The sequence below is a fragment of the Mycobacterium sp. GA-1841 genome, assembly GCF_001954135.1.
Taxonomy (GTDB): domain Bacteria; phylum Actinomycetota; class Actinomycetes; order Mycobacteriales; family Mycobacteriaceae; genus Mycobacterium.
Window position 1 is genome coordinate 22,553 of the sequence record NZ_MBEQ01000109.1, and the last position, 20,640, is coordinate 43,192.

Genomic DNA, 20,640 nt, shown 5'->3' on the forward strand with positions numbered 1-20,640 from the left:
TTGCACATCCGCTACAGCGCCGGTGGGTAGGGCAGATTGCTGCTGGTCTGGGGATCGACGACCACCGGCCGGCCCACATACGGGAACGCCCGCTGGGGGCAGGCCGGTCGATCACAGATCCGACACCCCGCCCCGATCGGCACCGTGGCTGCCGGATCGCCGAGATCGATACCCACCGAGTAGACCAGCTTGTCGGCATGGGCCAGATCGCAGCCGAGGCCGATGGCGAAACTCTTGGCCGTGCCCAGGTAGCGGCTCGGCGCCGAGACGGACGTCCTCGCGATCCAGAAGTAACTGCGACCGTCGGGCATCTGGGCCACCTGGGTGAGAAATTCGCCGGGACGGGCGAATGCGTGGTGTACCACCCACAGCGGACAGTTGCCGCCGACCCGCGAGAAGTGAAACGCCGTGGCGGACTGGCGCTTCGAGATGTTCCCCGCGCTGTCGGTGCGGACGAAGATGAATGGGATACCGCGGGCCTCGGGTCGCTGCAGCGTCGACAACCGATGGCAGACGGTCTCGAATCCCATCTCGAAGCGGCGGGCGAGCTGATCGATGTCATAGCGCAACTCCTCGGCGGCGGCCAGGAACATGCGGTAGGGCAGCAGGAGTGCGCCGGCGAAGTAGTTGGCCAGCCCGATCCGGGCGACCTCCCGTGCCTCTGGGCTCAACTGGTCATCGGTGGCGACGATGGCGGTGATCAATTCGGAATGCAGCAGCAGGGCGATCTGGGTGGCGAGTTGAAATGCGCGTTGACCGGGTAGCAGCCAGCGCGCCACATGCAAGGTTGCGGCCGCGGGGTGGTAACGGCGCTTCACGTTGGGGCCCAGGGCATCTCCGTCGTCCACGATCACCGAGATGCCGAACTGTCCGGCCAGTAGGTCGGCCAGTTGCCGGTCGAGCCCCCCGATCTGCAGCCCGTGACGGATGAAGAGGTCTTCGGCGGCGCGGTCGAGCGCATCGACGTAGTTACGCCGGTCGTAGAAGAAGTCACGGACCTCTTCGAACGGCATCGGCTGCTGGGTACCGGCCTGCGCATCCAGGTTGGTCCGCCCGTGCACCGCCTCCAATTCGGCGGTGGCATCGTGCAACCGGCGGTGCAGGCTCACCATCGTCTGACCCACCTCGGGCATGCGGGCGACGAGTTCTTCGATCTGTGCGGTGGTGGCCGGGCCGTCGGCCAGGATCTCCCGCAGGTCGGCCACCAGCCGGGCGTCGGCATCGGGGGCGAAGTAGTGGGTGGGCAGATCGAAACGATCGGACAGCGCCAACAACACCGGGACGGTGATCGGGCGTTGATCGTTCTCAAGTTGGTTGACGTAGCTCGTGGACAGACCCAGCGCACGCGCCAGCGCGACCTGCGTCAGGCCTCGCTCGTCGCGTAGCCGCCGGAGACGGGCGCCGGCGAATGTCTTGCTCACCGCCGGTGACACTACTCCGATCGACTTTCGCAACGTTCGCAAAAGGGCTCGGCAAAGGACACAAAAATACGCATCTACCGGTGGTTTCGGTGATCGCAGCGGATGCGTACCGTGCGGAATATGGAGATCCACGAGGTACGCACCCGGCGCAGCGCCGAGGACTTCCCGCGCCACGAGCACCTGGCCTGGAAGATTGCCGAGATGGCGGCCGACCCGGTCGCCGTGCCGGCCGAGACCGAGTCGATGGTGATCAATCGCATCATCGACAACGCCGCGGTGTCGGCCGCGTCGGTGATCCGAGGACCGGTGACCGTCGCCCGCGCCCAGGCGCTCGCGCACAAGATGCCGCGCGGCGCGGCAGTGTTCGGTGTCGAGGGCGCCGTGTCGCCGGAATGGGCGGCGTGGGCCAACGGCGTCGCGGTCCGCGAGCTGGATTTCCACGACACCTTCCTGGCCGCCGAGTACTCCCATCCGGGCGACAACATCCCCGCGCTGGTCGCGGTGGCCCAACACCTCGGCGTCACCGGTGCCGATTTGATCCGCGGCATCGCCACGGCCTACGAGGTGCAGGTCGACCTGGTCAAGGGAATCTGCCTGCACCAGCACAAGATCGACCATGTCGCCCATCTGGGGCCGTCGGTGGCCGCCGGTCTGGGCACCATGCTGCGTCTGGACCGGGAGACCATCTACGCCGCGATCGGTCAGGCGCTGCACCTGACCACCGCCACCCGGCAGTCCCGCAAGGGGCTGATCTCCAGTTGGAAAGCCTTCGCGCCGGCCTGGGCCGGCAAGGTGGCGATCGAGGCCGTCGACCGCGCGATGCGCGGTGAGGGTTCCCCCGCCCCGATCTGGGAAGGCGAGGACGGCGTGATCGCCTGGATGTTGTCGGGCCCCGACCACACCTACCGGGTCCCGCTGCCGGGCCCGGGCGAGCCGAAGCGCGCCATCCTGGACACCTACACCAAGGAACATTCGGCCGAATACCAGAGTCAGGCACCGATCGACCTGGCCCGCCGGATGCGCGAACGTATCGGCGACCTGGACCAGATCGCCACGATCGTGCTGCACACCAGCCACCACACCCACGTGGTGATCGGCACCGGTAGCAACGACCCGCAGAAGTTCGATCCCGACGCGTCCCGCGAAACACTCGATCACTCGGTGATGTACATCTTCGCCGTCGCCCTACAGGACGGCACCTGGCATCACGAGCGGTCCTACGCGCCGGAGCGGGCACACCGTCCCGACACCGTCGAACTGTGGCGCAAGATCTCCACCGTCGAGGACCCGGAATGGACTCGGCGCTACCACTCGAATGATCCGGCGGAAAAGGCATTCGGCGCCAAGGCCGTCATCACTCTCAAGAGCGGCGAGACGATCGTCGACGAGCTGGCGGTCGCCGATGCCCACCCGCTCGGTGCACGGCCCTTCGAGCGTGAGCAGTACGTCGCCAAGTTCACCGAGCTGGCTGACGGGATCGTCGAAGCCGACGAGCAGAAGCGGTTCCTTGCCGCGGCCGAGAACGTATCGGCGGCGAAATCCGGTGGCCTGGGCGGGCTCAACGTGCGGGTCGACGCGCGGGTGCTGGAGAAGGCGCCGACGGTTCCCTCGGGGATTTTCCACCGATGAGCGCTTGCGCGAAGAGAGGACAGCACCGATGAGCGCTTGCGCGAAGAGAGACCAGCACCGATGAGCGCTTGCGCGAAGAGCGAGGACTTGAGATGACTGGGTTGCTCGGCGCTACGACGCCGGCATCGGAGAAGCGTCGAAAGTTCCGCCGAGGTCTCGAATCCGGCCGGTTACTTCGGTTCCCGGGGGCGTTTTCGCCGTTGGTGGCCAAGCTGATCGCCGAGATTGGTTTCGACGGTGTCTACGTCTCGGGTGCGGTCCTTTCCGCCGACCTGGGTCTGCCCGATATCGGGTTGACGACCCTGACCGAGGTGACCGGACGCGGCGCTCAGATCGCCTCGGCCACAGACCTTCCCACGTTCATCGACGCCGACACCGGATTTGGTGAGCCGATGAGTGCGGCCCGCACCGCGACTCTGCTCGAGGATGCGGGTCTGGCCGGTCTTCACCTTGAGGACCAGGTCAACCCGAAGCGGTGTGGGCATCTCGACGGGAAAGCCGTGGTCGAGACCGCCGAGATGGTCAAGCGGCTACGCGCGGCTGTCTCGGCGCGACGTGATCCGAACTTCATCGTCTGTGCCCGCACCGACGCCGCAGGGATCGAGGGGATCCCTGCGGCGATCGAGCGGGCCAAGGCCTACGCCGATGCCGGCGCGGATCTGATCTTCACCGAGGCGCTGCATACCCCGGCGGATTTCGAGCAGTTCCGCGAGGCGGTCGACGTCCCACTGTTGGCCAACATGACCGAGTTCGGAAAGTCCGAGCTGCTGACGACACAGCAGTTGTCCGAGATCGGCTACAACATGGTGATCTACCCCGTGACCACGCTGCGCCTGGCAATGCATGCCGTCGAAGTCGGGTTACGCGAAATATGTTCGGCAGGAACGCAATCCAGCCTACTCGACCAGATGCAGCACCGCAGCCGGCTGTATGAGCTCCTGCGCTACAACGACTACAACCAGTTCGACTCGGATATCTACAATTTCTCGCTGCAAGGGGCGACACGATGACCGCTACCGCGAACGACACCGTGACACCGAGCGTCCACAAGGGTTTGGCGGGGGTGGTGGTCGACACCACCGCCATCTCGAAGGTGGTCCCGGAAACCAACTCGCTGACGTACCGGGGTTATGCGGTACAGGATCTGGCGGCGCACTGCAGCTTCGAGCAGGTCGCCTACCTGCTGTGGCACGGGGAACTCCCGACGGATCAGGAGCTGGCCCTGTTCAGTCAGCGGGAACGGGCTTCACGCCGCATCGACCGCTCGATGCAGTCCCTGCTGGCCAAGATTCCCGACAATTGCCATCCGATGGACGTGGTCAGGACTGCGATCAGTTACCTCGGGGCCGAAGACCCGGAGGAGGACGACAGCACCCCTTCGGCCAATTTCGCCAAATCGCTGCGGATGTTCGCGGTGCTGCCGACCATCGTGGCAGCCGACATACGCCGCCGTCGGGGGCTGGAACCAATTGCCCCGCACAGCCACATGGGCTACGCGGAGAACTTCCTCAACATGTGCTTCGGTGAGGTGCCAGACCCGGTGATCGTCAGGGCATTCGAGCAGTCGATGATCCTCTACGCCGAGCACAGCTTCAACGCCTCAACGTTCGCGGCGCGGGTGGTCACCTCGACGCAGTCTGACATCTACAGCGCCGTGACGGCGGCGATCGGTGCGCTCAAGGGCTCCCTGCACGGTGGTGCCAACGAGGCCGTCATGCACGACATGCTCGAGATCGGCAGCGCCGAGAATGCCGCGCAGTGGTTGCACGGCAAGCTGTCCCGCAAAGACAAGGTGATGGGTTTCGGGCACCGGGTCTACAAGAACGGCGATTCCCGGGTGCCCACCATGAAGGCCGCGTTGCAGTGCGTGGCCGCGGTGCGCGACGGTCAGCGGTGGCTGGACCTCTACGAGCGCCTGGAGCAGAACATGCTCGCCGCCACCGGCATCAAACCCAACCTGGACTTCCCGACCGGGCCGGCGTACTACCTGATGGGATTCGACATCCCCAGTTTCACACCGCTTTTCGTGATGAGCCGCATCACCGGTTGGACGGCCCACATCATGGAGCAGGCGGGCTCGAACGCACTGATCCGGCCACTCAGCGAATACAGCGGACATCCGCAACGGGCTCTGGCGTAGTTCTACGCTCTCCCGCGAGCAGAGTCCAGCACCCGGAAAGTGCGTTCAACGGGTACCCGAGTGTCTGCTCGCGTGATGTATCGGGTGCTCAATTCCTGATCCGAGTGTGGGATAGCCCACATCCCTGCGAGCGCCCCGACGCGGAATTGGCTGAGATGTGCCACCGACGGAGAACCCCGACCACAACCCACCCGCGCGCTCAGCCGTGGTGTTCGCGGAGAAGGCATGACAGCTGTTGTGCGTGAGACGAAGGCCGGCGGAAGCGTCGGGTAGTTGGTTGCGCCACCGAGCGATGCGGAAAACGCTGTTGTGCTGGGCTTTTTGAAACCATCGAGAATATTGACGGTTGTTTTGAGCTTCATCTGAACTCGGCCAGTGTGCCGAAAGGGACGTCCCACCATCGGAAGAGTTTTGATTAGTCTCACCCTCGCTGATCTGAGGAGGCTGCGGGTTCGGGCGTGGCGGGCACATTGAAGTGGCGCCCCAGACCTGAGCCGGACATAGGGGGATGGGCATTTGACGTGTGATGAAGTACTGCAGGGCAGCACAACTGGTCTTCCGCGTTGGCGAACACAGCCTGCTACATGACGACCTCGTCATCACGGGCAGAGGACGCCGCGGCTCCAACGCTGGCGCGGTATAAGGGGCACCCGCCGGACTATGCGGTGCTTCCACGGGAACTCAAGGCTGTTTCCGATGCCGTGCGGCACGCTCCGCCGCCACCGGTCCCACAATTGTTGCCGCCGAGCAAGATTCGAGTTGCCGGCGACGGCGATGCCGAATTGATCGCTGAGTGGATGAACCGCCCGCATCTGGCGCAGACCTGGGAGTACGACTGGCCGGTCGAGCGCTGGCGCAGGCATCTGAAAGCTCAGGTGGAGGGCAACTACTCGCTGCCGCTGGTTCTCAGTATCGGTGGAGTGGATCGCGGCTATCTCGAAATCTACCGAGCTGCCAAGGATTCCATTGCCGACCGGTATGACAGTGAACCGCACGACCTCGGTTTGCACGGGGCCATCGCCGATGAAGAGCTGGTCAACCGGGGCCTCGGCCCGATGTTGTTGCCGAAGATCGTCGCGAGTGTGCTGACCGCCGATCCCGACTGTGAGCGGATCATGTTCGACCCCGACCACCGCAACGCCACCGTGCGCGGGTTGTGCGAGTTCGTCGGTTGTCGGTTCCTCGGCGAACACGAGATGTCCAACCGCAGGATGGCGCTCTACCAACTCGACCGGGCCACCGCCCGGAAATGGATGGCTTGAACCAATTTCCACATTCCGGCTGACGACAGCCGGTTGCGATCCGACAACAGAAGCAAACGAAAGGTGAGGCTGGGTCCCGCCGCCCAGCCGGGTATTCACATATGACCGCTACCGATTCATCCACATCACCCGCTGTATCCGACGGGTTGGTCTCGATTCTGCGTGACGATCTCGAACTCCCATGCCAATCACTCAGTGCCAGTACACGTCTCGTCGATGACCTCGGCATGGATTCGGTGTCATTCGCGGTGGGACTGGTGACCATCGAGGAGAAGTTCGGTGTGCAGCTCAGCGAGGAGGACCTCATCACCTGCAGCACGGTAGGAGATCTGCAGTCGGTGATCGACCACAGGAGCGCGGCATGAACCCGCTCGCAGGTGCGCTGCGGGAGGCGATGGTCGGCTCACCGCATGATCTCGTCGTCCTGGATCGCGACACCGATACCTGGCAGCGCCGCCCCTGGCCCGAAGTACACGGGCTCGCCGAGCACATTGCGGCCTACCTGTTGGGCCGTGATCAGCCCGGCGCGGTCGGCCTGGTCGGCGAACCGACGGTGGAATTGATCGCCGCCATTCAGGGTTCGTGGCTGGCGGGTTCGGGTGTGTCGCTGCTTCCGCGTCCCCAGCGTGGTGCCGAACCGTCCGAGTGGGCGCACGCCACGATGTCCCGGTTCAGCAGCATCGGTGTGACGACGGTGTTCAGCTACGGCGCCACGCTGCAGTTGTTGCGGGATGCGGGCTCACCGCTGACCGTGTGCGATGTCGCCGATGCCGCACGCACATCGACATCGACACAGCTCCGGTATCCCGACGATGCGGAGGTGGCGATCCTGCAGGGCACCGCCGGTTCCACCGGCACGCCTCGGACCGCGGTGCTGCCGCCCGAGGCGGTGCTCAACAACATTCTGGCTGTCACACAGCGACTGTCACTGAGCCGCAACGATGTCGGCTGCTCCTGGCTGCCGATCTATCACGACATGGGCCTGGCGATGGTGTTGGCGTCGACGATGTCGGGTATGCCGCTGTGGCTGGCGCCCACGGGCGCATTCTCGGCTGCACCACTGCGGTGGGCCGAATGGCTGTCCGAATCGTCGGCGACGTTCACCGCCGGGCCGAACTTCGGCTACTCGGTGCTCGGCCGTTTCGCCAACCGCGTCTCCGACGTCGACCTCGGTGCGCTGCGCATCGCGATCAACGGTGGTGAGCCCGTCGACTGTGCCGGTGTCGATCGGTTTGCCATCGGAATGAGCAGGTTCGGCTTCGACGCGGGAGCCATGGCGCCCGCGTACGGGATGGCCGAGGCGACCTGCGCGGTGACCATTCCCGCACCCGGAGAAGGCCTGCGCATTGACATTCCGGACGCCGAGGACACCGGCCGACGTTACGCGCTGCTGGGCCGCCCGGTGCCGGGCATGGAGATCCGCATCGTCCCGTCTGCGCATGATGAGACGGGTGCTTCGGGCGAGGTCGAGATCCGGGGTTCGTCGATGATGACGTCCTACCTGGGTAACGCGTCCGTCGATGCCGCAAGCAACGGCCAGTGGTTCCCGACGGGGGACATCGGCTATCTCGTAGACGGTGCATTGGTGATCTGTGGGCGCTCCAAGGAGGTCATCACGATCGCGGGACGCAACATCTTCCCGACCGAGATCGAACAGGTCGTCGGCGAGGTGGACGGTGTCCGCGAAGGAGCGGTCGTCGCCGTCGGCACGGAATCCGGCGCCGCGCAATCACGCCTGCTGGTGGCAGCGGAGTTCATCGGAACCGAACAGGACACCACTCGCAGCGCCGTGATCCGTCGCGTGGTGTCCGTGTGCGGTGTCACGCCCGCAGATGTGGTGTTGATGTCGCCCGGGTCGTTGCCCCGCACCTCGTCGGGGAAACTGCGTCGACTCGAAGTCCGTCGTCAACTGGAGGCCACGCGGTAGCGCCGGCCGGGTGCGATGAGTTCTACCCTGCTCTCGAGTCCAATCAACATCGATTGTTGACTGAACGGGAGATAACACGTGGTCCAGCTGCTCAAGGTCCAGAACTTCAACGTCTCCGGCGACGGGTTCGGCGCCGGAGAGAACCAGAGTTTCGAGCGACCGTTCGGGCACGCCGAGCCTGACGAGATGTTCGCCTGGGCCGGTGCCACGGCGAGCTGGCCCAACCGGACGGAGCCCGGTGGGAGTCGCGGCCTGGACGACTACCTCACCCGGGACTTTCACCACAACATCGGTGCCGAGATCATGGGCCGCAACAAGTTCAGTCCCTATCGCGGCCCGTGGGAGGATCACGCCGACTGGGAGGGCTGGTGGGGCGAGGAGCCGCCGTTTCACACGCCGGTGTTCGTGTTGACTCACCATGAGCGGCCATCGTTGCGTTTGTCCGACACAACTTTCCATTTCGTCGACGGGGCTCCGGCGACCGTGTTGGAGCAGGCGCGAGCCGCCGCACAGGGCAAGGACGTCCGGTTGGGCGGGGGAGCGAGCACCATCCGCCAGTTCCTCGACGCCGACCTGATCGACACCCTGCATGTCGCGGTGTCGCCGGTCGAGTTGGGAAGCGGGTCGCGACTGTGGGAGTCGCCCGACGAGCTCGACGACCGGTTCCACCACGATGTGGTCCCGAGCCCCGGCGGTGCGGTCACCCATCATCTGTTCTGGCGCAGGTGACCGCTTCAGCCGCGCCGGTGGTCCGACGCGCGCTCGGTGCATGGCGGGATCACGGGGATCACCACCTTTTGGAGCTCTTCGCTAGGATCGCGCGGCATGCCCGACCATCAGGTCGGCTGCCCGCGCGGCCAGCGCCATGATGGTCAGGGCCGGGTTGGCCGCTCCCTGTGTCGGCATCACGCTGCCGTCCACGACGTAGAGTCGGTCCACCCCGAAGACCCGATGCTCGGGATCGATGACCCCGTCCTCGGGCCTAGAGGCCATCCGGGCACCGCCCACCAGATGGGCGTAGCGCTCGATGGTGATGACTTCCTCTGCGCCGGCCGCGCGCAGCATGTCGGACATCACCTCGGTTGCTGCGGCGATCAGCTTCTTGTCGTTGTCGCACTGGCTGTAGCTGAAATGCGCCACCGGAAGGTCGTGGCGGTCCTTCTCATCCGAGAGCGTCACCCGGTTGTCCGGCTGAGGCAGCAACTCGCACAGGGCGCCCAGGGTGGCCCAATGCACATAGTCACGCATGTACTCGCGCAACGTCTGCCCCCAATGCCCCTGTGCAGCCACATGTTCGGACCAGGTGATCGGCAGGGGGCTGACGTTCTGGATGGAGAAGCCGCGGCGGTAGGGTTTGGTGGGATCGGTCTCGTAGAACTGCTCGGTGCTGGCTTCAGGCGGCGGTGCCTTGTACATCCGGATCTCGTCTTCGAAGCGTCCGGCCACCTGTGGGGCGCCCTGCACCATGACGTGGCGACCGACGTGATCATGCTCGTTACCCAGACCCTGCGGGTACCTGGAGGTCGCCGAAAGCAGCAGCAGCCGAGGAGTTTCGATGGCGTAGCCGGCGACCACCACGGCCCGTGCACGCTGCTGGTGCAAGGTCCCGTCGTGCAGGTATTCCACCCCGGTCGCACGGCGCTGCCGGTCGTCCACCTGAATCCGGGTGACATGGCTGTCGGGTCGGATCTCGGCGCCGTGGGCCAACGCGTCCGGGATGTGGGTGATCAACGGGCTGGCCTTGGCATTGACCTTGCATCCCTGGATGCAGAAGCCACGGTAGATACAGTGCGGCCGGTTACCGAAGCGCCCGTTGGGGATTGCCACCGGACCGACTCGCATGTCGATGCCCATCGCACGGGCTCCGCGCAAGGCCACCAGACCGTTGCCGCTGACCGGATGCGGGCGGTGCGGGTAGGTGTGGGGCTCACCCCACGGCCAGTCTTGCCCGGCCACCGGCAATTCCGCCTCGATCTGCTCGTAGTAACTGCGCAGGTCGTCGTAGTCGATCGGCCAGTCGGCACCGACCCCGTCAACGCTGTGGGTGTGGAAGTCGGACGGATGAAACCGGGGCGTGTAGCCGGCGTAGTGCACCATCGACCCACCGACACCGCGGCCAGAGTTGTTCGATCCCAGCGGAACCGGGTCCGCGCCGCCGATCTGGCGTGGATCGGTCCAATACAGGCCGTGCGACCCGCGTTCGTCGCTGACCCAGTCGGTGTCGGGGTTCCAGAACGGGCCGGCGTCGATGAGCACCACGGTCCATCCCGCTCGTGCCAGGCGTTGACCGAGCGTCGCGCCGCCCGCCCCGGCACCCACGATCACCACATCGACTTCGTCGTCCGCGTGGTAGCGGCGCATATCGGCCCGCAACCGGTGGTTGGTGCGGGACCCGTCGTTGGGTATCAGCCACGCCGAGGCGTTGCGGCGGCGCACCGCCGCCAAGCTATCCATCGGAGCCCCGGTCGGGCAGATCGTCGTCGAGACGGCGGGCCCGTTCGGCGCGGACGGCGAACGGCACCGGATCGGCGGGCCGGTGGTCACCCACTTCGAATCGTTCGCGGGCGTTGATACCGGGGTTGAGATAGCCGCGCGGGTAGGCCGGCCCGGGGAAGCCCATCTCGTTCCAGGTCCACGGATGTGAGTAGAAGGCCGTGCACGCGAATCGGGTCCACAAACTCCAGACATGGCCTGCCGAGGTGCCATGCCAAGACTCACCGCGGTGGGCCAGGTCTTGGACGTCCTGGAGCAACCGGGCCTGGCTGTGGTCGTCGAGTTCGGCGAAGCCCAGCTGATAGCGCTTGCGGGCGTCGGTATCCAAACCCGCCAGGCTGTCCCGCCAGGCCTGCCGGTCCTCGGGCATGTCGTCGTAGTGCCAGCCGTCGGTTTCATCGGTCGCCAGCCGCGCGTCGATCATGGCCAGCACCGGGACGCGCGGTTCACCGTCTTGGGCCAGCAGCAGATCCAACATCGGTTTGGCCACTCCCACCTCCGCCGGGGTGAAGAAGGCCAGGCTCGCAGGCAACGCCAGCCGGGACAGCACGGCTCCAGCCGTCACCTGATCCCAGTCGTCGGCCCGGGCCAGTACATCGAATCCGTCGAACCTGCCCCGCCCCTGCGGGGTCACACCCTGTTGTTCCGTCGTACGAAACCACATCAGCCTCAGCCCTCTTCGTTCGGGAATTGCTCGCGGCGCAGCACCGCGGCCAGCAGGCCCATGCCACCTACCAGCGAGGCCAGCAGGGGAGCGAACGTCGGCGGACCGGACTCCATGTTGTATTTCGTCAGCCCGCCGGGCCGTTGCCGGACACCACGCAGGTGCAGATATGTCCCCTGCAGGCCGTTGGCGATGATCAGGACGCTGGCGGCGGGCAGCACGGTGTGTGCGGCGCGGGCGGAAAGAAACGACGCCACCCCGGCAGGAACGGCGGTCGGCACGATGACGACCGGCCAGTACATCATCCGGTTGCCGAAGCTGGCTGCATCGTGGGACAGGTAGATCTCGGCGGTGGTGATGGCAGCACCGGCGGCGGTGAGTGCCGAGAGTGTTCGTTCGAAGCGTCCGGTGCGGATCGCCCGCACGGCGGCCCTGACGGGGTTCATGACGGGTCCTTTTTGTCGTCGGAGTGGTTGGCATGTCGAAGGTTCCAGCCGGCCCCGGCCATCGCGACCGCCCCGGCCGTCGCGACGCCGACCGGCGCCGCGTGCTGCAGGAGCCACTGTTGAGGCGAGCGGCTGTGCGCCCGGTCGTCGAAGACGCCGTGGGCGCCGTGGTCGGTTCCGGCGTCACCGTCCAGCGGGGTGAACAGGTTGTCCGGCCGCCGGTCGTCGGCCGGTTCGTCGGTCTGTTGGCTGTCGTAACCGGTTCTGGCCAGATATCTGTCCAGCACGGACGGCATCAACCGCTGACCGAGGATCGTCGCCGCGGTGCTGAGGCCGACCCAATACTCCTTCCGCTTCGGGTGATCGGCAGCGAAGGTGATTGCCTTCGCGGCGATTTCGGGTTGGTAGATGGGCGGAACCGGCTGTGGCCGGCGCGGAAGCCGCGAGCGCACCCAGGAGAACTGCGGGGTGTTGACGGCCGGCATCTGCACGACCGTGACGTGGACGTTGCTGCCTTCGTGCAGGAGCTCGGTGCGCAAGGACTCGGTGAAACCGTTGATGGCGTGCTTGGCCCCGCAGTACGCCGACTGCAGTGGAATCGATCGAACGCCCAGCGCCGAGCCGACCTGGACGATGGTTCCGCTGTCTCGGGAACGCATGCGGGCCAGTGCGGCCATGGTCCCGTATACGAATCCCAGGTAGGTCACCTCGGTGACTCGCCGGAACTCCTCCGGGGTGATGGTGGCGAACGGCGCGAAAACCGAAGAGAACGCGTCGTTGACCCAGACGTCGATGGGCCCGAACGCCTCTTCGACTTCGCTGGCGGCCGCATCCACCTGAGCCGGGTCGGCGACATCGGTGATCACGGGAATGGCTCGACCGCCGGCCTTGTCGACTTCCTCGACAGCGGCAGCCAAGCCGGACGCGCCGCGTGCCAGCAGGGCGACGCGATCACCGCGAGACCCGAAGGCCCGCGCTGCCGCGCGTCCGATTCCGCCACTGGCCCCTGTGATCACGACGGTGCGCGGTGATCGAGATGATCTGGTGGACACGGCGACTCCTTTCGCTGAATGGCCGGCCTGTCGGCCAGCCGTAGTGAGGCTTCGATGAGAAGTGCATGGGCGAATGCCTGTGGGATGTTGCCGCGAAGCTGACGTTCCACCACGTCGAATTCCTCACACAACAACGCCGGTGGCCCACCCACCGCACGGTTTCGCTCGAAGTAGCGGGCGGCGGCCACCTCGTTGCCCAGCTGATGGTTGGCGAGGGCAGACCAGAAGCCGCACAACACAAATGCGCCTTCGGCGGCACCCAGCGGGCGGTCGTCGTGACGGAACCGATAGACGAAGCCGTCATCGGTGAGTTCGGTACCGACGGCGCGCAGGGTGCCGATGCTGAGCGGGTCGTCCGCGGGTATCGCGCCGCGGATCGCGGCGATCAGCAGCGCCGCATCCACCCGCGAGTCGTCGGGCGCGCGTTGCCAACGGCCGCTCGGGTGCCGACAGTCGGCAGTGCTGGCGAGAACGGCGTCGGCCAGCGATTCGGCGATAGCCGCTTCGGTGGCGGGGATGAACGGTGCGATGGCTCGTAGTCCGGCCACGCATGTCAGGCGGGAATGGGCCCACCGACGCGTTTCGGTCTCCCAGACACCGGCATCCGGCTGTTGCCACCGCGATCCGATCGCGGCGACGGTCGTGCTGATGGCACGGTGTAGCTCCGTGTCGATGTGACCGTGCCGGGCCGAAGCCGCGAACAACAGCAGCGCCTCGCCGAACACGTCGAGCTGGAACTGACGCTGGGCCCGATTGCCGAGAATGTCGGAACCGCCGGGATATCCGGGTAATCGCAACGAGCTTTCGTCGGTCACCGACCCACCGTTGGCGGTGTAGACCGGTTTCAGGTCGGGCCCGTCGGTGAGCAGCCGTCGGGCCACGAAGCCGACCGCATCGTCGAGCAGAGGATGTGCGTCGTCGACGGCGGCAGCCTGTCCGACGTAGCACTGATCGCGGATCCACACGTAGCGGTAGTCGTAATTGCGTCCGGTGTCGGCGTGTTCGGGCAGGCTCATCGTCGCCGCGGCCACGGTACCGCCGCCGGCGGCGGTCATACCCTTCAGTACTGCGTACGAGTGCCGCGCGTCACTGGCGGCGATGCTGGTACTGAATTCGGGAACCTCTGCACGCCAGCGGCTTTCGGTACGTTGCCACAACGCGTCGGGATCGGGCGGGGGCCCGGCGGGCCCCGGGACCGAAAGCTCGACCACGGTATCGAGGAACGCGCCCTCGGGTACCTGCAGTTCGGCATGCAGGGCCACACCGCGGTCACGGGATACCGTGGCGTGCGACAAGCCGGACAGTCGCATCTGCAATTCGCCGACCATGGCATGCCAACGGTCTTCGTGATCGCGGACCAGATGCGTCATGGTCCGCCGTTCGAAGCCGGCGGCCGGGGAGAACACCGCCTCCACCCGCGCCTCCCCGCGGATCGCCATGAGCCGACGTAGCAGAACTGCTCGCCGGGCCTCACCGGGATAGGCCAGGGCTTCGCGGCATTCGATGATGCTGTCGCGCGTGACCCACCGGGAACGCCAGATCAAGCTGCCTTCTTCGTAATGCCCGCCCCAGACGAACTGCTCGGCCGGCGTTATCGCGAAAACGCTTCGCCCGCCGATCAATGAGGAGAACACCGCGTCGTCATCCCATCCGGGTACGCACATCCAGCACACGTCGCCGCGTGGACCGATCAGGGCCCCGCGCTGCCCGTCGGCCAACAGCGCGTATTCCCGCAACACATGCGGTTCCTCGATCGCGCTGCGAACAACTCTCGCCATTGCCCTCTGTTCTTCAGTGCTGTCGGACGATCCTCCGGATGGTTAGCGCAAGGGTTCCCCTGCAGAATTTGTCCAAACCGGCAAGTTCTGCGGAGTGCACAACTTGCAATCAGCAACTAAACTGGCCGGATCGTGAAAGCTGAACGTTTGCTGACAGACCGCGGTGTGACGGACGACGCCGATGAGTACGCGGTGCAGCTCGAACGCGCCACCCGCGGCTTGCTCGCCGTCAACGTCATGGCTCTTGAGCATTTCGAGAAGCGCATCGGCCTGTCATCTCTGCGTGCGCTGCAGGCGCTGGGACGGACCGGCCCCTGCCTGGTGAGCGAGTTGGCCCAGGCCTTACAGGTCGCGGTGTCGACGGCCAGCCGACTGGCCGACCGGCTCACCGAGTCCGGACTGATCACCCGGGGTGTCTCCCCGCAGAACCGGCGTGCCACCCGCCTGGACCTGACCGACGAGGGGCGAGCCGTCCTGCAGGATCTGGTCGAACATCGCGTCGCGCTGTTCCGCGAGGTGACGGCCGGCGTCGGAGGCAGCGAGCGCGACGATCTCCTCCGCGGAGCGACCGCCTTCACCACGGCCTACCGCGCTCTGGTTGACACCGACGAGACCGGTGCGGCAGACCCGGACTGAGCGCCGGTCCGATCGACGGCAGGTTTCGACGCGCGGCGTGCGGGTAATGCACTGGCCTGGTCGGCCGCCACAACCCGCTGAATCATCTGTCCGGACAGCGCCATTCACCGAGCCGACCGGAGGGAGATCCTGCTCATGACGGCGATCACCGCCTATCGCGGTCTGCTTCGTTCGATCGATCTGCACGTCGAGGACACCGGAGGTCCGGGGCGGCCGGTCGTGTTGATCCATGGCTGGCCGCTGACCGGGGAATCCTGGTCTCCGCAGGTTGACGTCCTGCACTCCGCGGGCTACCGCGTCATCACCTACGACCGGCGCGGATTCGGGCGGAGTAGCACGTCCCTGGTCGGCTACACGTACGAGAGCCTGTCCGACGACTTGTCGGCGCTGATGGAGGAACTCGACCTACGCGATGCGACCCTGGTCGGATTCTCGATGGGTGGTGGCGAAGTCGCCAGCTACTGCGCCCGCAAAGGCAGCGCCCGCGTGCGCAGTGTGGTGTTCGCCTCGTCGGTCACCCCGTACATGCTGCACACCAAGGACAACCCCGAAGGACCGCTGAGCAAGACCCAGGCAGCGCAGATGGCGCTGTCACTGACGAAGAACCAGGACGAGTTCTACGACGAGATGATGACCGACGTGTTCTCGGCCGGCGGCCAACTCGTGGTCAGTGAAGAGCAACGTCAGCAGGCGCTGGCGATGTGCCGCCAGGCCAGCAAGAACGCCGCACTGGCCTGCCTGACCGCCTTCGGCAACACCGACTTCCGCGAAGACCTGCCCCGGGTGACGGTGCCGAGTCTGGTCATCCACGGTGACGCGGACACCACGGTGCCCTTCGCCGGTTCCGGTATGCGCACCCACGGGGCGCTGCGCGACAGCCGGCTCCATGTCATCGCCGGCGGGCCCCATGGCATCCCCATGAGCCACACCGACGAATTCAACCGGGTGCTCCTGGAGTTTCTCGCCGAGGACTTGGAAGCGACGCCCTGATCAGTCGCGGGTGCGTATGCCGCGTTCGAAGGTCCGGATGACCGCAGGCGCGGCTGCATGCCGCGGCATCAGTCCTTCCTTGGAGTCCTGGCAGGCCCAGTTGATCAGCCCGAAGAGCGCATGCTCGATCCACAGCGCACTCGATTCCGGGTCGAACACTCCCTCCGCCTGACCGCGCTGGATCAGGCTGATCAGCCTCTTGGAGTCGGGCAGCGCCTCCGGTGGCATATCCCGCGTCACGGCGCGGTCGTTGAACAGGAACAGGATCCGGTTGCCGACCGAGATCATCGCGTTGATCACCCGGCGCATGGCGTCGACCGGACACCCTTCCTCGGGTGCGGCGGCGGCGACGGCCTCGCTCACCACCCGTACCGAATCGACGATGGTCTCGTTGATCAGGCACTCCCGATCGGGGAAGTAGCGGTGCACCGTGGTGCGGCCGACCCCGGCCGCCTTGGCGATGTCGGGCAGCGTTGCCGTTCGGTCGTCGGCCAGAACGGCCGCGGCGGCCTCGATGATCGCACCACGGGTGCGCGCCTGGGTGGCCGAGAGCTCGCCTGTGCTCATGCGCAGATGATAGCCACGTTGTCTCTCAGCGAACTTTCGATCACGGTCTGGCCACCGGTATCGGGGCGGTCCGGTCGGACAGGAAGCGCGCCGGCCGCTGGCGTACCGGCAGCGGCCACCAGAACCAGCGGCCCAGGATCGCGGCGATCGTCGGGGTCATCAGCGAGCGCACCACGAGAGTGTCGAACAGCAGGCCGAGACCGATGGTGGTACCGCCCTGCCCGATCGCGATCAGATCGCTGGTGGCCATCGACGCCATGGTGAACGCGAACACCAACCCGGCCGCGGTGACCACCCCGCCGGTGGCACCCATGGCCCGGATGATGCCGGTGTTGATGCCCGCGCCGATCTCTTCTTTCATCCGCGACACCACCAGCAGGTTGTAGTCGGAGCCGACCGCCAGGAGGATGATCACCGAGAATGCCAAGGTCATCCAGTGCAGGTCGATACCGAGCAGGTACTGCCACACCAGCACGGACAGCCCGAATGAGGCGGCCAGCGACAGGATCACGGTACCGACGATCACGAACGAGGCGATCAACGCCCGGGTGATCAACAGCATCACGATGAAGATCAGCGTGATGGCGCCGACGGCCGAGATCAGCAGGTCCCACTGGGCGCCGACCTGAATGTCCTTGTAGGTGGCCGCCGTTCCGCCGAGATAGATCTTGGCGTCGGCCAATGGCGTGGTCTTGATCGCCTCCCGGGCTGCCTGCAGCAGCGGATCGACATGCGAAATGCCTTCTGTGGTGGCCGGATCCACGTCGTGGGTGATGATGAACTGGGCGGCCTGACCGTCCGGGGAGACCATCAGATCCAGCCCCCGTTTGAAGTCGGGATTGTCGAACGCCTCGGGTGGCAGGTAGAACGAGTCGTCGTTACGGGCATCGTCGAACGCCTGGCCCATCACCGACGCGGTATCGGTCATCTTGCCGATTTGATCGATCAGCCCGTTGAACGTGCTGAACATCGTTTTCATCGTGCCCTGCATGGACTTCGAGATCGCGATCATCGGTGGCAGTTGCGCCACCAACTGCGGCATCAGCTGATCCATCTCGTTCATGTTCTTCACCGAATCGGAGAGGGTTTCGGTCATGGTGTCGATGCCGTCGAGCCCGTCGAACAGTGAGCGCATCGAATGGCACATCGGGATGTCGTAGCAGTGCGGCTCCCAGTACAGGTAGTTGCGCATCGGCCGCATGAAATCGTCGAAATCAGCCATGTGATCTCGCATTTCGTTGGTGCTCGCCTGCATCTCGTTCATGCTCGCGGTCAGTTCGTGGGTGATGTCGGTCATCCGGTTCATCAGGCCCAGCATGTTCTCCATGATCGCGATCATCCGGCCGAGATCATCGGTGAGCGTGTTCATGTCACCCATGCGTTCACGCAGAAACTGCAGGTTCTCGGTCATCGACACCGACTGCATGCTCACCTGGAACGGCACCGAGCTATGGGCGATGGGTCGGCCCAGCGGCCGGGTGATGCTCTGCACCCGCGCGATACCGGGCACGCGGATCAGCTCTCGGGCGATCTTGTCGAGCACGATCATGTCGGCCGGGTTGCGCAGGTCGCGTCCGGCATCCACCAGCAGCAGGTCGGGGTTCATCCGGGCGGCGGTGAAATGTCGTTCAGCGGCGGCATATCCGACGTTCGACGGGAGGTCCTTGGGGATGTACAGCCGTTCGTTGTAGGAGGTCTGGTAGCCGGGCAGGGCCAGCAGCCCGACGAGAGCGATGGCGATTGCAGCGACCAGGATCGGGACCGGCCAGCGGACCACCGAGGTGCCGAGCCGACGCCAGCCGCGGGAGCGGAGCGTGCGCTTGGCGTCGAGCAGACCGAACCGGCTGCCGACCACCAGCATCGCCGGCGCCAGCGTCAGCGAGGCCAGCACCACCACGGACATGCCGATGGCACTGGGGATGCCCATCGAGCTGAAGTAGTTCAACCGGGTGAAATGCAGACACAACATGGCGCCGGCCACGGTGAGCCCGGAACCGAGGATGACATGGCCGACACCGTGGAAAGCCGTGTAATAGGCCTCTTCTCGCTCCTGGCCTTTTTGTCTGGCCTCCTGATATCGGCCGACGAGGAAGATGGCGTAGTCGGTTCCGGCCGCGATGGCCAACGAAGTCAGCAGGCTCACTGAAAACGTCGACAAGCCGAGCATCCCGGCGTGACCGAAGGCCGCCACCACACCGCGCGCGGCCGACATCTCCAGCAGCACGACGATGAGCATCAGCAACATCGTGGCGATCGACCGGTAGACGACGATCAGCATCACCGCGATCACGGCGATCGTCACGAACGTGATCTTGATCATGCTCTTGTCGCCGGCCTCGTTCATGTCCGTGGTGAGCGGACCTTGGCCGGTGACATAGGCTTTCACACCTTCGGGCGGATGGGATTCGTCGATGATCTTGCGGACCGCGGCGACCGATTCGTTGGCCAGGGTCTCGCCCTGGTTACCGGCAAGGTTCACCTGAACGTAGGCAGCCTTGCCGTCGGTGCTCTGCGAGCCCGCCGCGGTGATCAGATCACCCCAGTAGTTCTGCACGTGCTGAACGTGTTCGGTGTCCGCCTGCAGCGTGCGGACCAACTCGTCGTAATAGTGATGGGCCTCGGTGCCCAGCGGCTCGTCACCTTCGAGCACCACCATCGCGATGGTGTCGGAATCGAATTGATCGAAGCGCTCACCGATCTTCTTCATCGCCACCAGTGCCGGTGCGTCCTGCGGTGACAGCGACACCGAATGCTCGTGGCCGACCACCTCGAGCTGGGGGACCAGTGCGTTGAGGACCACGACGAGCACTACCCAGGCCAGGATGATCGGGACGGCGGCGACGCGGATGACGCGAGCGATTCCCTTGTGGGTGGAGCCGGTGTGTTTTGAGCTCTTGTTCTCGCCGGGGCCGGCGCTGTGGTTGCTCATGCGGCCTTGTCCAAGCAGAAGGCCTGGGCGTTGTGCTGCGTCACGGTCTGGTCATCGCGGACCTCGCCGTTGACGACGATCCGGCAACTGATCATGTCGCTGTCTCCTTGGGCGACCACGTTGGCGAACACCGTGGGCAGGGTCGTGATTACTTCGTGCCGCCAGGGCAGCGAGCTGAAAGATTCGGTATGGGGCTGGGCATCGGCGTCCAGATAGCTGACGTGGCCGCTGGTGGCGCTGGGCCCGTCGATCTCATAGACCACCCGCTTGGGGTTGAACTCGACGATGTCGTCGCCGGCGGCGGCTCCCGGGTCGGTCGTGATGTGAGTGCCGAAGATGCCGTGCATGCGGTTCATCGCAAACCCGCTCACGGCCACGGCGGCCACCAGCACCAAGGGGATCCAGAAGCGTCTCGCCCACCGAAATACCGTCGCCACGGCCCGTCCACCTCTCCCGACCAGCGCACATCGGCGGAACCCCCGACCGCGCTTTCAACCGGCTGAACGTAACAAGGCCGTAATGGATCATCAACGTTCCATTAAGGAATCTTGATATTCCTCACAGTTGCTTCCCAAACGGAATTTTTAGCTCCCCACGTGGCAGCACGTCCGGCGCGCCGGCGCCCAGAACCGGCTGCCTCGAACGCATTTCGGCCCGGGGACCGACTTCCCGAAAAACGCGGTCAGACTGTGCGCGGTTTGCCCGG

At 65.5% G+C, this 20,640-nt stretch carries 18 protein-coding genes; 9 read left to right on the forward strand and 9 right to left on the reverse strand.

Annotation, left to right across the window (positions count from 1 at the left end; genetic code table 11):
• Nucleotides 1-11: 11 nt before the first annotated feature.
• Nucleotides 12-1,421: a short-chain fatty acyl-CoA regulator family protein gene (locus tag A5740_RS24405; protein WP_076198470.1), complete on the reverse strand. Its 1,410-nt coding sequence runs from the start codon at nucleotides 1,419-1,421 to the stop codon at nucleotides 12-14.
• Nucleotides 1,422-1,541: 120 nt separating this feature from the next.
• Here A5740_RS24405 and prpD point away from each other — a divergent pair, with 120 nt between their 5' ends.
• The 7 genes from prpD (at nucleotide 1,542) to A5740_RS24440 (ending at nucleotide 9,108) form a co-directional block, all read left to right on the forward strand.
• Complete coding sequence (gene prpD / locus A5740_RS24410; RefSeq protein ID WP_076198401.1) at nucleotides 1,542-3,050, forward strand: 2-methylcitrate dehydratase PrpD; 1,509 nt, start codon at nucleotides 1,542-1,544, stop codon at nucleotides 3,048-3,050.
• 92 nt (nucleotides 3,051-3,142) lie between these two features.
• Nucleotides 3,143-4,060, forward strand: a complete 918-nt coding sequence (gene prpB / locus A5740_RS24415; protein ID WP_076198402.1) for a methylisocitrate lyase — start codon at nucleotides 3,143-3,145, stop codon at nucleotides 4,058-4,060.
• Nucleotides 4,057-5,190, forward strand: coding sequence for a bifunctional 2-methylcitrate synthase/citrate synthase (locus A5740_RS24420; protein WP_076198403.1), 1,134 nt, complete (start codon nucleotides 4,057-4,059; stop codon nucleotides 5,188-5,190). The genes prpB and A5740_RS24420 overlap by 4 nt, the downstream gene beginning before the upstream one ends.
• A 665-nt stretch (nucleotides 5,191-5,855) precedes the next feature.
• Nucleotides 5,856-6,452 carry a GNAT family N-acetyltransferase gene (locus A5740_RS24425; protein WP_076198404.1) on the forward strand — a complete coding sequence of 199 codons (597 nt, stop codon included), beginning with the start codon at nucleotides 5,856-5,858 and terminating at the stop codon, nucleotides 6,450-6,452.
• A gap of 38 nt (nucleotides 6,453-6,490) precedes the next feature.
• Nucleotides 6,491-6,817 carry an acyl carrier protein gene (locus tag A5740_RS24430; RefSeq protein WP_256386382.1) on the forward strand — a complete coding sequence of 109 codons (327 nt, stop codon included), beginning with the start codon at nucleotides 6,491-6,493 and terminating at the stop codon, nucleotides 6,815-6,817.
• A complete protein-coding gene (gene mbtM / locus A5740_RS24435; protein ID WP_076198407.1) occupies nucleotides 6,814-8,379 on the forward strand; it encodes a long-chain-fatty acid--ACP ligase MbtM in 1,566 nt (521 codons plus the stop codon). The genes A5740_RS24430 and mbtM overlap by 4 nt, the downstream gene beginning before the upstream one ends.
• Before the next feature lie 78 nt (nucleotides 8,380-8,457).
• A complete protein-coding gene (locus tag A5740_RS24440; protein ID WP_076198409.1) occupies nucleotides 8,458-9,108 on the forward strand; it encodes a dihydrofolate reductase family protein in 651 nt (216 codons plus the stop codon).
• Nucleotides 9,109-9,189: 81 nt separating this feature from the next.
• Here the strand turns inward: A5740_RS24440 and A5740_RS24445 are convergent, their stop codons facing one another.
• From A5740_RS24445 to A5740_RS24465, 5 genes are all read right to left on the reverse strand, one after another.
• Nucleotides 9,190-10,740: a GMC family oxidoreductase gene (locus tag A5740_RS24445; RefSeq protein WP_254849329.1), complete on the reverse strand. Its 1,551-nt coding sequence runs from the start codon at nucleotides 10,738-10,740 to the stop codon at nucleotides 9,190-9,192.
• Between the two features lie 85 nt (nucleotides 10,741-10,825).
• A complete protein-coding gene (locus tag A5740_RS24450) occupies nucleotides 10,826-11,506 on the reverse strand; it encodes a gluconate 2-dehydrogenase subunit 3 family protein (RefSeq protein WP_254849323.1) in 681 nt (226 codons plus the stop codon).
• A gap of 35 nt (nucleotides 11,507-11,541) precedes the next feature.
• The gene (locus A5740_RS24455; protein WP_083654397.1) at nucleotides 11,542-11,982 is read right to left on the reverse strand and encodes a hypothetical protein; all 441 of its coding nucleotides are present in this window, start codon (nucleotides 11,980-11,982) and stop codon (nucleotides 11,542-11,544) included.
• Complete coding sequence (locus A5740_RS24460) at nucleotides 11,979-13,034, reverse strand: SDR family oxidoreductase (protein WP_076198417.1); 1,056 nt, start codon at nucleotides 13,032-13,034, stop codon at nucleotides 11,979-11,981. The genes A5740_RS24455 and A5740_RS24460 overlap by 4 nt, the downstream gene beginning before the upstream one ends.
• The gene (locus A5740_RS24465; protein ID WP_076198419.1) at nucleotides 12,995-14,812 is read right to left on the reverse strand and encodes a glycoside hydrolase family 15 protein; all 1,818 of its coding nucleotides are present in this window, start codon (nucleotides 14,810-14,812) and stop codon (nucleotides 12,995-12,997) included. The genes A5740_RS24460 and A5740_RS24465 overlap by 40 nt, the downstream gene beginning before the upstream one ends.
• 132 nt (nucleotides 14,813-14,944) lie before the next feature.
• Between A5740_RS24465 and A5740_RS24470 the strand changes: the two genes are divergently transcribed.
• Together A5740_RS24470 and A5740_RS24475 are read left to right on the forward strand one after the other, a co-directional pair.
• A complete protein-coding gene (locus A5740_RS24470; protein ID WP_254849324.1) occupies nucleotides 14,945-15,448 on the forward strand; it encodes a MarR family winged helix-turn-helix transcriptional regulator in 504 nt (167 codons plus the stop codon).
• 135 nt (nucleotides 15,449-15,583) lie between these two features.
• A complete protein-coding gene (locus tag A5740_RS24475; protein WP_076198423.1) occupies nucleotides 15,584-16,438 on the forward strand; it encodes an alpha/beta fold hydrolase in 855 nt (284 codons plus the stop codon).
• On the opposite strand, the gene A5740_RS24480 is transcribed toward A5740_RS24475, so the two are convergent.
• Genes A5740_RS24480 through A5740_RS24490 form a run of 3 tightly spaced genes read right to left on the reverse strand, consistent with a single transcriptional unit; the run spans nucleotide 16,439 to nucleotide 20,371 of the window.
• Entirely contained in the window at nucleotides 16,439-17,005 is a 567-nt protein-coding gene (locus A5740_RS24480) for a TetR/AcrR family transcriptional regulator (RefSeq protein WP_083654398.1), read from the reverse strand.
• 40 nt (nucleotides 17,006-17,045) lie between these two features.
• Nucleotides 17,046-19,934 (reverse strand): RND family transporter, encoded by a 2,889-nt coding sequence (locus A5740_RS24485; protein WP_076198426.1) that lies wholly within the window; start codon nucleotides 19,932-19,934, stop codon nucleotides 17,046-17,048.
• Entirely contained in the window at nucleotides 19,931-20,371 is a 441-nt protein-coding gene (locus A5740_RS24490) for an MmpS family transport accessory protein (protein ID WP_076198428.1), read from the reverse strand. The genes A5740_RS24485 and A5740_RS24490 overlap by 4 nt, the downstream gene beginning before the upstream one ends.
• Nucleotides 20,372-20,640: the final 269 nt, after the last annotated feature.

Coding starts and splice junctions, on each gene's coding strand:
- A5740_RS24445 (WP_254849329.1), bottom strand. CDS start 10,740: ATGCGCCGCTACCACGCGGACGACGAAGTCGATGTGGTGATCGTGGGT.
- mbtM (WP_076198407.1), top strand. CDS start 6,814: ATGAACCCGCTCGCAGGTGCGCTGCGGGAGGCGATGGTCGGCTCACCG.
- A5740_RS24485 (WP_076198426.1), bottom strand. CDS start 19,934: ATGAGCAACCACAGCGCCGGCCCCGGCGAGAACAAGAGCTCAAAACAC.
- A5740_RS24420 (WP_076198403.1), top strand. CDS start 4,057: ATGACCGCTACCGCGAACGACACCGTGACACCGAGCGTCCACAAGGGT.
- prpB (WP_076198402.1), top strand. CDS start 3,143: ATGACTGGGTTGCTCGGCGCTACGACGCCGGCATCGGAGAAGCGTCGA.
- A5740_RS24475 (WP_076198423.1), top strand. CDS start 15,584: ATGACGGCGATCACCGCCTATCGCGGTCTGCTTCGTTCGATCGATCTG.
- prpD (WP_076198401.1), top strand. CDS start 1,542: ATGGAGATCCACGAGGTACGCACCCGGCGCAGCGCCGAGGACTTCCCG.
- A5740_RS24480 (WP_083654398.1), bottom strand. CDS start 17,005: ATGAGCACAGGCGAGCTCTCGGCCACCCAGGCGCGCACCCGTGGTGCG.
- A5740_RS24455 (WP_083654397.1), bottom strand. CDS start 11,982: ATGAACCCCGTCAGGGCCGCCGTGCGGGCGATCCGCACCGGACGCTTC.
- A5740_RS24465 (WP_076198419.1), bottom strand. CDS start 14,812: ATGGCGAGAGTTGTTCGCAGCGCGATCGAGGAACCGCATGTGTTGCGG.